Annotated in this window: 8 protein-coding genes; 6 read left to right on the top strand and 2 right to left on the bottom strand. The window is 49.9% G+C overall.

Going from position 1 to position 13,121, the window contains the following annotated elements; genetic code table 11:
* The first annotated feature begins 125 nt into the window (after positions 1-125).
* Complete coding sequence (locus U2F10_RS07090) at positions 126-4,679, top strand: caspase family protein (protein WP_499871472.1); 4,554 nt, start codon at positions 126-128, stop codon at positions 4,677-4,679.
* Between the two features lie 128 nt (positions 4,680-4,807).
* On the opposite strand, the gene U2F10_RS07085 is transcribed toward U2F10_RS07090, so the two are convergent.
* Entirely contained in the window at positions 4,808-6,109 is a 1,302-nt protein-coding gene (locus U2F10_RS07085) for a hypothetical protein (protein ID WP_499871471.1), read from the bottom strand.
* A 248-nt stretch (positions 6,110-6,357) separates the two neighbouring features.
* Between U2F10_RS07085 and metG the strand changes: the two genes are divergently transcribed.
* Together metG and U2F10_RS07075 are read left to right on the top strand one after the other, a co-directional pair.
* Entirely contained in the window at positions 6,358-8,034 is a 1,677-nt protein-coding gene (gene metG, locus U2F10_RS07080) for a methionine--tRNA ligase (protein ID WP_499871469.1), read from the top strand.
* 121 nt (positions 8,035-8,155) lie between these two features.
* The gene (locus tag U2F10_RS07075) at positions 8,156-9,175 is read left to right on the top strand and encodes an ABC transporter substrate-binding protein (protein ID WP_163671440.1); all 1,020 of its coding nucleotides are present in this window, start codon (positions 8,156-8,158) and stop codon (positions 9,173-9,175) included.
* Here the strand turns inward: U2F10_RS07075 and U2F10_RS07070 are convergent.
* The gene (locus U2F10_RS07070; RefSeq protein ID WP_250565243.1) at positions 9,144-9,455 is read right to left on the bottom strand and encodes a hypothetical protein; all 312 of its coding nucleotides are present in this window, start codon (positions 9,453-9,455) and stop codon (positions 9,144-9,146) included. The genes U2F10_RS07075 and U2F10_RS07070 overlap by 32 nt on opposite strands.
* 90 nt (positions 9,456-9,545) lie before the next feature.
* Between U2F10_RS07070 and U2F10_RS07065 the strand changes: the two genes are divergently transcribed.
* The 3 genes from U2F10_RS07065 to U2F10_RS07055 all read left to right on the top strand — a co-directional run bounded on the left by U2F10_RS07065 (position 9,546) and on the right by U2F10_RS07055 (position 13,100).
* Complete coding sequence (locus U2F10_RS07065; protein WP_499871468.1) at positions 9,546-10,415, top strand: ABC transporter permease; 870 nt, start codon at positions 9,546-9,548, stop codon at positions 10,413-10,415.
* 90 nt (positions 10,416-10,505) lie between these two features.
* Positions 10,506-11,291: an ABC transporter ATP-binding protein gene (locus tag U2F10_RS07060; protein ID WP_499871466.1), complete on the top strand. Its 786-nt coding sequence runs from the start codon at positions 10,506-10,508 to the stop codon at positions 11,289-11,291.
* Positions 11,292-12,143: 852 nt separating this feature from the next.
* Positions 12,144-13,100: an RNA polymerase sigma factor, RpoD/SigA family gene (locus U2F10_RS07055; protein WP_499871464.1), complete on the top strand. Its 957-nt coding sequence runs from the start codon at positions 12,144-12,146 to the stop codon at positions 13,098-13,100.
* Positions 13,101-13,121: the final 21 nt, after the last annotated feature.

Here is a 13,121-nt window from a genome sequence, read left to right as displayed (position 1 = left end):
ACTTAACCGGAAACATACCTCAGCCGTTCTACATGTAACATGGCCTGGGTTGTAGCTTTGACATCGGTTATGTTAGGGAAAACTTAGCGCTATTAGTGCATTGTCCCTGGAAAAGTCTAGACTCTATGGCTCGTTACGCATTGGTTATTGGCATTTCTGAGTATAAAAGTAAACATCTGGCAAACTTGAGTAAACCAGCTGAAGATGCTGCATCGATTGCCACAATACTACAGAAATACGGGCAATGCGACAAAGAGCCGACCGTCTTAAAGGGAAACGTCACCACGCAGCAGTTGGGGAAAGCACTGCGCACTTTTTTAACCCAACAGGCTGCTAACAGTGAAGCCATCATTTATTTTACAGGCCACGGCATTAGTGTGGTCGACACCTTAGGTAATACCGAAGGCTGTTTAACCACCTCCGATTGCGACGTCACCGTCGATAGTGATGGCCATGTCACTGATCAGAAGAAAGCGATTTCTTTCGATAGCCTCAATAAACTGATCCAAGCAGCCAATCTGAGTAATTTGGTAATGCTGATCGACGCCTGCCACAGTGGCGATTTTATTGAGCGTACTCTGGTAAAGCAAAGCTTTTCTACATTTGGAGCCAAGCAAGACCATTATTTAATTACGGCTTGTCGAGGCTTTGAGGCGGCATTGGCAAAAAAGAATGATGATCACAGTCTGTTTACAGGAGCCATCCTCAAGGCGTTAGTGCCAGAAAATGCAGATGCCAATGGCAAAATTAGTAGCGACCGTTTATTTGATGAGGTGCGGCAAACGCTCAAAGGTGGTCGTCAAGAACCTGTGCGGTTTGGGACAGGACGATCTCTATCCATTGTGCAGTTTCCGCCAGACATGCTGCCGGATAGGGGACCATCATCAGAATCGCAACCGACTGCCAGGCAATCTAGTTTGCCTAGGATGCCATTGCAAATGCCCCCGTTACCGGATCACTTTGTTGAGCGTCCAGAGCATCAAAGAGAGGTAAAACAACAACTTCTGTGCGAGGAGACTAAGGTTGGCACATTAGTGGTTAGCGCTATCTATGGTCTGGGGGGCATTGGCAAGTCAGTGTTAGCCTCAAAGTTAGCCCATGACAAAGAGATTCAGTGTCGGTTTTCAGATGGCATTTTATGGGCAACGCTGGGTCAAAATCCAGATATCTTGCCCTTGCTAAGCGGCTGGATTCAGGCTTTGGGGGACCATGACTATAAACCGACTGCGATTGAATCCGCATCCAATCATTTACGCACACTGCTGTACGACAAGCATATTTTGCTTGTGGTGGATGACGTTTGGAACCCTGCGCATTTAGATCCGTTTCGGGTGGGGGGTGGTGGCTGTTGCGTTTTAGTGACCACGCGGGAGGCCAGAATCTCAGATGCCCAGCGATATGACCTGGATGTGATGAGCGCGAATCAGGCTCTGGAGCTAATGACCCAGAAGTTATCGGGGACTTTGAGCGATGCGCATCGGCAGCAGGCATTTGCCTTTGCTGAGCGGGTGGGATATTTACCCCTGGCGTTAGAGTTAGCCGCGTCTCAAATTGAAGAAGGGGTGACTTGGTCAGAGCTGTTAGAAGACTTACAGGATGAAGTTGCTCGCCTGGAGACGTTGGATATCTATGGTCAAGCAGAGATACCTGATGATGCGAAGCGAAAGAAGTATAGTCTGTTGGCTTGTTTTAATCTGAGTTTGAAACAACTGTCGCCAGAGCAGCTGCAACAGTTTGCTTGGTTAGGGGTGGTGCCCGAGGATGTGAACCTGACCCAGGAGATGGCAGAAACGCTATGGCAGGTAACATCACGACAGGCCAGAGCAATTTTGCGTACTTTTCGGGCGAAGGCATTGGTGTTGCAGGGGGCGCAGCGGGCAGATGATGCGCCCAGCTATCGGATGCATGACCTGATGCATGATTTGGCACAGCGGTTGTTGAGGAGTCCGCAAGAGCCGGAACGCGAAGGAGAACTGCCAGGGTTGGGATTAACAAAATCTGAGGCCCATGGAAAATTGCTGGAACAGTATCGAGAGAAAGCGAAGAATGGTGAGTGGTATACGCTAAAAGATGATGGTTATATTTATGCCCATCTCACCTGGCATATGGAGCAGGCGGAACAAACCGAAGAGATTCATAAGCTGTTGCAGGTAAGTAATAAAGAAGGACGTAATGGCTGGTATGAAGCCTGTGATGAAATTGGTAAACCAGCAGGGTTTGTAAATGATTTGGGGCGAGCTTGGCAGCTAGCGGTGGAGGCTTATGAGAAATCTCCTGGTAACTCTGTTACCTTGCTGTATCGCTATGCATTAATTCGTGGATCGTTGAATAGTTTGGCGAGCAATGTGCCAGCCGAGATGGTGGGGGGATTAGTGAAGCACGGGTTTTGGCAGGCGGCTCAGGGGTTGGCCTATGCACAGCAGGCCCAGGACCCATGGCATAGGGCAGCATGTATTTCGGCAATTGTGCCGTATATGCCCAAGGCACTATTGCCCGAGGTGTTGAAAACTGTCGGACAAATTAACGATGCTGCTTATCGTTCTTATGCTTTAAGTAAGCTGGCGGAACAGTTTCCGAGCGTTTGGCCTGATGTGCTTGCAACTATTCAACAAATTCAAGACCGCTATGGAGAGCATCGACAACACACAGAGGGGTTTTCATATAGGGCATTAGCCCTCAGTCAAATAATAGGCAACTTACCCTCAACCTACCTTGCTGAAGTTACTAACATCACAAATCAAATTCAAGATCCCTCGGATCGCGTAATGGTGATAACTGAACTGGCTAAAGAAAACACTAAACTTTGGCCGGAGGCCCTGGAGATTACGCGACAAATAAAAGCTGAATCTTTACAATCGCTTGCTCTGAACACGATGGCCCAGCATCTACCCAAAAAACTTTGGTCGGAAGCCCTGGAGATTACGCGACAAATAAAAGCTGAATCTTCACGATCGCGTGCCCTAAGTGCGATGGCACAGCATCTGCCCGAACTTTGGCTAGAAACCTTGGAGATTACGCGACAAATAAAAGATGAATCTTTGCGATCGCGTGCCCTAAGTGTGATGGCCCAGCACCTGCCCAAAAATCTCTGGTCGAGAGTTTTCGAGATTATCCGACAAATAAAAGCCGAATATTTGCGATCGAGGGTTCTGAGTGCGATGGCTCAACATCTGCCGGAAGAATTCTGGCCGGAAGCCCTGGAGATTACGCGACAAATAAAAGATGAATCTTCGCGATCGAGGGTTCTGAGTGCGATGGCTCAACATCTGCCCGAACTCTGGTTAGAAGCCCTCGAGGTTACGCGACAAATGAAAGATAAATTTTCGCGATCGCCTGCCCTGAGTGTGATGGCACAGCACCTGCCGGAAGAATTTTGGCCGGAAGTCCTGGAGATTACGCGACAAATGAAAGATAAGTCTTCGCGATCGAGGGTCCTGAGTGCAATGGCACAGCACCTGCCCGAACTGTGGTCGGAAGCCCTCGAGATTACGCGACAAATAAAAGATGAATTTTCGCGATCGAGGGTCCTGAGTGCAATGGCACAGCACCTGCCCGAACTGTGGTTGGAAGCCCTCGAGATTACGCGACAAATAGAAGATGAGTTTTCGCGTTATGGTGCCCTGAGTTTGATGGCACAGCAATTGCCCGAAAAGCTCTGGCTAGGAGTCCTTGATATCACTCGACAAATAGAAGATGAGTTTTCGCGTTCGCGTGCCCTGAGTATGGTGGTGCAGCACCTGCCCGAACTCTGGCCGGAAGCTCTCGAGATCACTCGACAAATAGAAGATGAATTTTTGCGCTTGAGCGCCATGTGTTCAATAGCGGAGCATCTGCCCGAACTTTGGCCGGAAGCTCTCAAGATCACTCGACAAATAGAAGATGAATTATTCCGCTCGAGTGCCCTGAGTGTGATGGCACAGCACCTGCCGGAAGTCTTCTGGCCGGAAGCACTGAAGATTATTCGACAAATAGAAGATGAATTTTCGCGCTTGAGAGCAATGTGTTCAATAGCGGAGCATCTGCCCGAACTTTGGCCGGAAGCTCTCGAGATCACTCAACAAATAGAAGATGAATCATCGCGCTCGAGTGCCCTGAGTGTGATGGCCCAGCATTTGCCGGAAAGCTTCTGGTCAGAAGCCCTGGAGATTACTCAGCAGATCAAAGATGAATCATCGCGCTCGAATGCCCTGAGTGCGATGGCCCAGCATCTGCCCGAACTCTGGCCGGAAGCATTGGAGATTACGCGACAGATCAAAGATGAATCATCGTGCTCGAGTGCCCTGAGTGCGATGGCCCAGCATCTGCCGGAAGTCTTCTGGCCGGAAGCCCTGGAGATTACTCAACAGATCAAAGATGAATCATCGCGATCTCGTGCCCTGAGTGCGATGGCTCAGCACCTCCCTGAAAACCTCTGGCTCAAAGCCCTTGAGATCGTCTGGGCCATCAAAGATAAATACTATTGTTCCAATGCTTTACAAGCATTTTTGCCCAATTTAGAACAGCTATCCATTCCTTTTACCGATTGGGTTAATGTCCTAAATATTTTGGCCTATCAAAATCGTGAAGAGCTCTTTGACGCATTGCCAAAGAGCAAACCCACAATTATTCGCCTTGGCAACGAGCAAGCATTTTTTGACATTTTGCAAGCCATCCGCGACGTTTGCCAACAATGGCCCTGAACCCCACAGTGTTACACAGAACCCTTCTATAGCTATTTAACCGCTTAGACGCTTGCGCTGAAATAATCACCCCATTACCCCATCACCCATCCACAGCCCCAACCTGGGTCTTTTTTTTTGCAGTCCCCTTATCCAAACAAAATCGGCTGATTTTCTTCCCGCGCCTGATCGCCAGAATAAGGATAATCCAGTACCATATCCCCCTCTGGACTGCGTAGTCGGATTGTGCCAGCCCTATTACGTAATACACCCTGGTTTGTCGGGACAATAAACTTAAACACATCCCCCGGTGCCACCTCAATATCTGCTAGCTCAAAGCGAGTGCCATTAGGTGCTACAACTTGCCAACCCAGTAACGAAGCCGTCTGTTGAGATGCATTAATAATCTGAATAAATTCTCTACCACCTTCTGGATTCTGGGGATTGACCATAGCAGCAACAACCCTGAAAGGACTAGACTCTGTGTTGCCAGGTGGTTGATCTTTATCCTTATCTTTGTCCTTGTCATCACCATTGCCATTGCCAATATCAATCACATCGGCGCGGCGAAACCGAGGAAAAAAGGTGCGGATGGCATTACGGTTATTGTCCAGACGGTGCAAGTCAAGCTGATACTCAGCCCCATTGATTCGGGTGATTTTATTACTCTGGGTACGACACCTGACCAAGCCTAGGGCAATTAACCCCTCAGGGCTACAGCCAACAAAAAAGCCGCCAATGGGCTTATGCAAACGCTTAGTATTGTGACTGCCATCACCTAGTGGAGCATGCCACGTTAACTCTAAGGTAACAACCTCAGGAACCAGCACTCCCTTTTCAGGTTCCTTGGCTTTTTCATATCGAGTACCCAGATACTGGATTCTATCTTGACCATCATTGCCAGGTATAACACTCTGGCCAGCATCATCTAGGTGGTACTTATACCAAAAATGATACCCGCCAGCTTGACTCGCTTTACTGGATTGTTCCCCCACAAAAACATGCTCAAAGCCTGATGCATCTTGTTGATCACCCGAGGTGCCCATGTCAAACCAGGTCTCTTTGATCATCGCCGCCATCAAGCTTTGGGAAATGGTTAAATCCAGAGAAGATTCTAAAAACTGTTGCGCCTTTTTAATCGGTGGAGTCGGCAGAATCGCATCAATAAAGTCCAGTTCTTCCTGGGTTTCGGCTGTGCTAACCTGTTCACGGACGGCGCGCTCAAGGGCATAGTTATCAAAAATTCGCTCACACAGCTGATAGGTTTCCAACTTATCGGCAGGGATAACCACTTCCTTGAGCACCCGGTGCTCAGCATCAACCTCAGTGGCGCGTTCATCCACAACTACATACCCCTGAGTTTCATCCCTGGCTTCACCAGGTCTGAGGGCAGGCACCCCATTTCCACCCTGGTCCGCATCCCAGATTTCTTGAAAAATATTGTCTGACATGGTTATTCCTGCCTCATATAGCGGGTGTTGTCATGGAGTGATTAATAATTTCAGTATGAAATTCGCCATAAAGCTTCGTCATGCCCCTGACGGGTACTTTTCATTACCCATGCGCAATTTTCTGAGAAATCGTCATTAGAGGGAGATCTGGATTGGCCGGTCTTAAAAAGGCTCGCTACTATTGAGCCAAAGCGATTAAACCGCTAGGGTGTATAGGGCACACCGGCTTACGATAAAGCAAACCTAGAATGCGATACCTGATCACCAGCGCACTTCCCTATATCAATGGAATTAAGCACTTGGGCAACCTGGTGGGATCGATGCTGCCCGCCGATGTGTATGCTCGATTTCTACGTCAAGAAGGCGAAGACGTCCTATATATATGTGCCACCGATGAACATGGCACCCCAGCCGAAATTGCCGCCCTGGAAGCAGAGCTAGACGTAGCCGAATTTTGCACCCGCCAGTACGAAAAGCAAAAAGACATCTACGAACGCTTTGGCCTATCTTTTGACTACTTTGGCCGTACCTCCGCCCCAGAGAATCATGAGCTCACCCAGCACTTCTATCGTCAGCTGGCCGAACACGGCTTTATTGAAGAACGGGAAATCAGCCAGATTTACTCCCTAGACGACGAACGCTTTCTACCCGATCGCTACGTTACCGGTACCTGCCCCCACTGCGGCTATGATAAAGCCCGAGGCGATCAGTGCGAAAACTGCACCAAGGTGCTGACGCCGACTGAACTGATTGACCCCCGCTCCACCATTTCTGGTAGCACTAATCTGGAAGTCCGCAGCTCTAAGCATCTATTTTTGCTGCTGGATAAACTTAGTGACGAAGTGCGTGCCTGGGTCGAAAAGCAAGAACAGTGGCCCACGCTAACTAAATCTATTGCCCTCAAGTGGCTTAATGAAGGTCTACAGAGTCGAGGCATCACCCGCGACCTCAGCTGGGGTGTGCCCGTACCCGCTGACGGCTTTGAAGGCAAAGTCTTTTATGTGTGGTTTGATGCCCCCATCGGCTACGTGTCGGCCACAAAAGCCTGGGGTAATGCCACTGGCAACGATTGGGAAAGCTGGTGGAAGGGTGGCGATGATATCCACTACACCCAGTTTATGGCTAAGGACAACCTGCCGTTCCACACCATTATGTGGCCCGCAACTATCCTTGGTAGCCGTGAGCCTTGGAAGCTGGCGGACTATATCAAAGGCTTTAACTGGCTCAATTATTATGGTGGCAAATTTTCCACCAGTTCAAAGCGTGGTGTCTTTTTAGACCAGGCCCTGGAGATTGCCCCGGCTGATTACTGGCGCTATATGCTGATGGCCAGTGCCCCCGAGTCGTCTGATTCTGCGTTTACTTGGGAGCAGTTTCAGAATCGTGTCAATAAAGAACTGGCGGATAACCTGGGCAACTTTGTCAACCGCATTCTCAAGTTCACGGCGTCTCGATTTAGTAAAGAATTGCCTGACGGTGGCACCCCTGGCGAAGCGGAAGCTGAGCTGCAAAAGACCTGTGGTGAGCTGGTGGAAAAACTGCGGGGCCATCTGCGTAAGCAAGAATTCCGCCGTGCTACCGAAACCTTAAATGCCCTATGGACAGCGGGCAATCAGTATATTGATGTGCGTGCACCCTGGGCGCTGTTTAAGACCGATAAAGCAGACGCTGCTGTGGTGATTCGCACCTGTATTAATTTGATTCGGCTGTATGCGATCGCAAGTGCCCCCTTCATTCCCCACACCGCCGAGGCCCTGTACGATGCCCTCCAGCTCACCGACGACGAGCGCCATAGCACCATGGCCGATGCGGTGGACCTGACCATTCTGGCCGCTGGCCGTCCATTTGATGTGCCTGCACCCCTGTTTCAAAAGCTCGATGATGATCGCGTAGCTGAGCTTAAGGCCCAATACGGTGGAGAGTAGGGACAAGGCCCCACACCATCCATCCCCGCCTGGGAGAGCAGACCCCTCCGCCTACGGCACCTCCCCTTGGTAATGGGAGGATATCCTTAAAAATTCTTTTCCTTAAAAGACCAGATTAACCATGACAAGCACCCGCTTTTTAACCAAAACCCTAATCGCCCCTGGCTTGCTTTCAGCGACACTGCTCGGCTGCGGCACCATCACCGTTCAACAAAACGAATACGGCGATCCGGTTGCCACGGCTGATGTCCCCTATGTCGCTGTTACCCAAATTGTGGAACACCCGGCCCTTGATGCGGTGCGGGATGGTCTGCAGGACAAACTCAAAGAAGAAGGCTACGACGAAGCTGATAGTTCTCTTAAGTGGGCGTGGGAAAGTGCCCAGGGTCAGGCATCTAATGCAGCCCAGATTGCCCAGAAATTTGTAGGCGATAGTCCCAATGTGATTGTGGCCATTGCCACCCCCTCAGCCCAGGCGGTTGTGGGTAACACCGATACTATTCCCGTGGTCTTTTCAGCCGTAACCGATCCCGTCGCAGCGGAATTGGTGCCCAGTCTAGAAGCATCCGGTGGTACGGTAACTGGCGTCAGCGACTTGTCCCCGGTTGATGAACATTTAGCACTGATTGCCGATATGGTGCCCGGTGCAAAAAGCGTAGGTGTGATTTATAACGCGGGAGAATCCAACTCTGTCAGCCTGGTGAATGTGCTAAACACAGAAGCAGATGAGCAGGGGTTCACGGTTGAAGCAGCAACGGTATCGAGCTCTGCCGATGTGGCGACCGCAGCAGAAAGCCTGGTGGGTAAGGTGGATGCGATTTATATTCCCACTGACAATACGGTGGTGTCGGCGTTGGAATCGGTGATTCAGGTGGGCAATGACAACCAGCTACCGGTGTTTGCTGGCGATACAGACTCGGTGGAGCGGGGGGCGATCGCAACTGCCAGCTTTGACTACTACGAAGTTGGTCGCCAAACCGGTGATATGGTTGCCCGCATTCTGGGGGGCGAGAGTCCTGGCGATATCCCTGTCGAGCTGGCCAACACCATAGATTTAGCCATAAATCTAGCCGCTGCAGAAGCCATGGGTGTCACCGTATCTGACGCCATCAAAGACAGCGCCAACCAGGTATTTGAATAACGCATTGTGCCGGGGTACACCATGGTGTACCCCGGCACAATGGCCCTACACGCTCCGTATATCCTTCAAAATTCCCAACAAAAATAGGGCTAATCAACAGTTCAGACCTGGCCTTTTCTGTACCGACAGCAATGGCCATTGATAGATTGCGCTCCAGTGTCTGATGCAGGTAATCACTGGGCTGTACCGGCGGAAATCCTCGCAAACATGAACCCGTCTCAACTAACTTGAGCGCAAAATCAGTTTTTACTTTACGTAGTGTAAAGTCACTGTAGGCCATGGGACTACGACATCCTTCGATAATCTAGTCTATCCTAGGGGTTCAAAATGTTACGCCCCAGCCCATCTACGTTATACCGATTGTCTTTCCATGTCCCTTGTCGCATTCCTTGGAGCTATTGAAACGGGTTTACTCTATGGCTTTCTCAGCCTGGGCGTATACCTCTCCTTTCGGGTGCTGAAGTTTCCAGACCTGACGGTGGACGGTAGTTTTCCCCTGGGAGCTGCCGTAGTGGCCACCCTGATTACCCAGGGAGTAAACCCGTGGGTCGCGACAGTAGTGGCCATGGTGGCTGGGGCTTTGGCTGGTTTATGCACTGCCATTCTGAGCGTACGGTTCAACATCCTTAATCTCCTGGCCAGTATTCTCACCATGATTGCGCTGTATTCCATTAATCTGCGCGTTATGGGGCGACCCAATGTGCCCTTGCTAAACCAGCCCACACTGTTTGATGGGCTGGAAACAGTGCTACCCATCTGGGCAATTTTGCTCATTGGTTTAGGGTTAACCAAATTGGCCATCGACTTTTTCTTGACCTCAGATATTGGCCTGGCAATGCGGGCCACTGGCATGAACCCGATTATGGCCAGTGCCCAGGGAATTTATACCAACCGGCTGATCTTATTGGGAATGGCCATGAGTAATGCGTTAGCGGCCCTGTCCGGTGCCCTGTTTGCCCAGGTGAATGGCTTTGCGGATGTAGCCCTGGGCGTGGGCACGGTCGTGGTCGGCCTAGCCACAGTGATTTTAGGTGAGGCAATTTTCCCTAGCCGTACCGTACGCTGGGCAACGCTGGCGGTGATCTTAGGTTGTCTGATTTATCGCCTGGTGATTGCCATGGCGCTCAATGCAGATTTCCTCGGTTTACGAGCCCAGGACCTTAATCTGGTGACGGCCATAATTGTCGTGTTGGCCCTGGTATTGCCTCAGGCAAATCTGTTAGCCAAGTTTAAGCGCTAGATTTTCTAGTGAGCCACCCCCTTCCCTCTTCCCTCTTCCCTCTGCCCTCTTCCCTCTTCCCTCTGCCCTCTGCCCTCTGCCCCCTGCCCCATGATTTCCCTGAACGATATCCACGTCACCTTTAACCCTGGTACTCCCCTGGCGAAACCGGCACTGTTGGGGATTAATTTGGATATTGCCGCTGGGGAGTTTATTACGGTTATTGGCAGTAATGGGGCGGGGAAATCCACCCTGCTGAATATTATTAGCGGTGACATTAGCTGCGATCGCGGACGCATTACCGTGGGTGCCGACGACGTGACAGCTTGGTCCACAGCACGTCGAGCCACACTAGTATCACGGGTATTTCAGAATCCCCTGGTCGGCTCCTGTGCTGAGCTAACCATCGAGGAGAATCTAGTATTGGCCTTTCGGCGGGGAAAGCTGCGGGGCATGCGACCGGCGCTAAACAATCGTCTGCGAGACCAGTTTCGGGCGCGGCTAGCCAGTTTAGACCTGGGATTGGAAAATCGACTTTGCGATCGCATCGGCCTCCTCTCCGGCGGCCAACGTCAGGCCCTGAGTTTGGTCATGGCCACCCTGGCCCCAGCCACTATCCTGTTGCTGGATGAACACACCGCTGCCCTCGATCCCAAAACAGCCCACTTCATCATGACGCTGACCGAGCAACTGGTCACTGAACATAACCTCACCACTCTGATGGTGACCCATAGCATGCGCCAGGCCCTGGCCGTAGGCAATCGTCTGCTGATGTTGCACGAAGGCCGCGTTGTCTATGATGCCAGTGCCTCTGAGAAAGCTCACCTATCAGTGAACGACTTGCTAAACCGCTTTGCCAGTGATGACCTCAGCGACGATAGCCTATTGCTAAGCTAAAGCATTAACAGCTATTGCCTTCACCCACTCACCCATCCCCCCGCTCACCCATCCCCCCATTCCCCCACATTTGATAGTGAGCAAACTTACACCACAGAGTACTCATTCCTGAAAAACACCTGATCCCAGGAGACACAAACCGTGGGCATTAACCCTATTCTTGCGGAGGCTCCATATTTCAAGACCAGCTAACCTTGACCTTATCTATATCAATTATTCAAAACTAAAAATTCAAACCTCATTGAAACAGTCGACAGAACGCCCATAAGCTAAAACGCCCTTAACACACATTGCTGACTAATTTCCTGATAGGTTGGCTCAAAATCATCTGACGGATGTCTATAGGGCTGATGCGCTGCCTCAAATTCCATTGAAATTCCTTAGAAAATGCTCAATGACTTAATGCCGCTTTTGTCACGATTGATGCAGCCTAGCCCATATAGATCAATTATCTTAGGACTCACTTAAGCAAGACTTGACGTTCAAGTGTCGAAATTACAACAGAGGAATAAAAAAATATTTCTAATAAAAGTTACATTACTTAAATTATGCTAACCTAGGCTTACTACAAAGCAGCATCACTACTTCAGTTGAACAGCACGTATGGTTTTACCCCTAATGTAACAATCTAAGTTGTTATTACTGTCGTCTATGTAGTTTTATCCATATCTGTAAGCGTTTTTTTCGCTGCGAAACATCCTGCGGATCGATACGACTGATGTTTCAAGAGTTCTCAGATATTTTGGTTACCCATACGTCTTTGTTTGCGTTGCATTTGTTAATTATGTCTGCCGTTGCTCTTCTTGAAAGGGCCCTTTGATTTCTCTCTGTAGTCCGTGACTTCTCGTATTTATGAAAGCTGCTCAAACATCCAGCGATTTAGTTCGCACATATCTTAAGGAAATTGGGCGAGTGCCACTGTTAACCCATGAGCAAGAAGTTGTTTATGGAAAACAGGTTCAGCGCTTTGTTGCTCTGCAGGCCTACAGGACTGAGCTTGAGGCCAGCTTAGATCGTGAGCCCAGCAAGTTGGAATGGGCTGAGGCTGCCGGTATATCAGTGGATGCGCTGACTCAGGCCATCGATGCTGGTGACCTTGCGAAGCGCCGTATGGTGGAAGCAAATCTCCGCTTGGTGGTGTCCGTTGCTAAAAAGTATATCAAGCGCAATGTGGACCTACTGGATTTAATTCAGGAAGGCACCATTGGTATGCAGCGTGGTGTGGAAAAATTTGACCCGCTCAAGGGATACCGTTTTTCTACCTATGCCTATTGGTGGATTCGTCAGGCCATTACCCGTGCAATTGCTGAGAAAAGCCGAACAATTCGTTTACCAATTCACATTACTGAGAAGCTAAATAAGATTAAGAAAGCCCAGCGTCAGCTGTCTCAGAAGCTGGGTCGGGCGGCTACGGTGATTGAGTTAGCTGAAGAAGTTAAGCTGACTCCAAAGCAGGTCAGGGATTATTTAGAAAAGTCTCGCTCTCCGCTATCTCTAGATTTGCGCATTGGCGATAATCAAGATACTAATCTTGGTGATTTGCTTGAGGACCCTGGTCAGTCTCCTGAAGACTATGCGACTCAGTCATTATTGCGTAAAGATCTAGATCGCCTAATGTCAGAATTAACCCCCCAACAACAGCGTGTTCTGAATCTGCGCTTTGGCTTGGATGATGGTAAGAATATGACGTTGGCCAAGATTGGTGAGATGTTGAGCATTAGCCGCGAGCGCGTACGTCAAATTGAGCGAGAAGCGCTGACACGTTTGCGGAAGCGTCAGGCTGATATGCGTGAGTATTTGGCTAGCTAAAGTGGAGATGTTGCGTGCAAC

This window comes from Leptothoe sp. EHU-05/26/07-4 (assembly GCF_043421015.1).
Lineage (GTDB): Bacteria > Cyanobacteriota > Cyanobacteriia > Phormidesmidales > Phormidesmidaceae > Leptothoe > Leptothoe turfae.
Note: the sequence above shows the minus strand (reverse complement) of the source record. Positions and strands in the feature narration are given on the sequence as shown.

Excerpts from the sequence above, each read along its gene's own strand:
- U2F10_RS07090 (WP_499871472.1), top strand. The coding sequence starts at position 126 with ATGGCTCGTTACGCATTGGTTATTGGCATTTCTGAGTATAAAAGTAAA.
- U2F10_RS07085 (WP_499871471.1), bottom strand. The coding sequence starts at position 6,109 with ATGTCAGACAATATTTTTCAAGAAATCTGGGATGCGGACCAGGGTGGA.
- metG (WP_499871469.1), top strand. The coding sequence starts at position 6,358 with ATGCGATACCTGATCACCAGCGCACTTCCCTATATCAATGGAATTAAG.
- U2F10_RS07075 (WP_163671440.1), top strand. The coding sequence starts at position 8,156 with ATGACAAGCACCCGCTTTTTAACCAAAACCCTAATCGCCCCTGGCTTG.
- U2F10_RS07070 (WP_250565243.1), bottom strand. The coding sequence starts at position 9,455 with ATGGCCTACAGTGACTTTACACTACGTAAAGTAAAAACTGATTTTGCG.
- U2F10_RS07065 (WP_499871468.1), top strand. The coding sequence starts at position 9,546 with ATGTCCCTTGTCGCATTCCTTGGAGCTATTGAAACGGGTTTACTCTAT.
- U2F10_RS07060 (WP_499871466.1), top strand. The coding sequence starts at position 10,506 with ATGATTTCCCTGAACGATATCCACGTCACCTTTAACCCTGGTACTCCC.
- U2F10_RS07055 (WP_499871464.1), top strand. The coding sequence starts at position 12,144 with ATGAAAGCTGCTCAAACATCCAGCGATTTAGTTCGCACATATCTTAAG.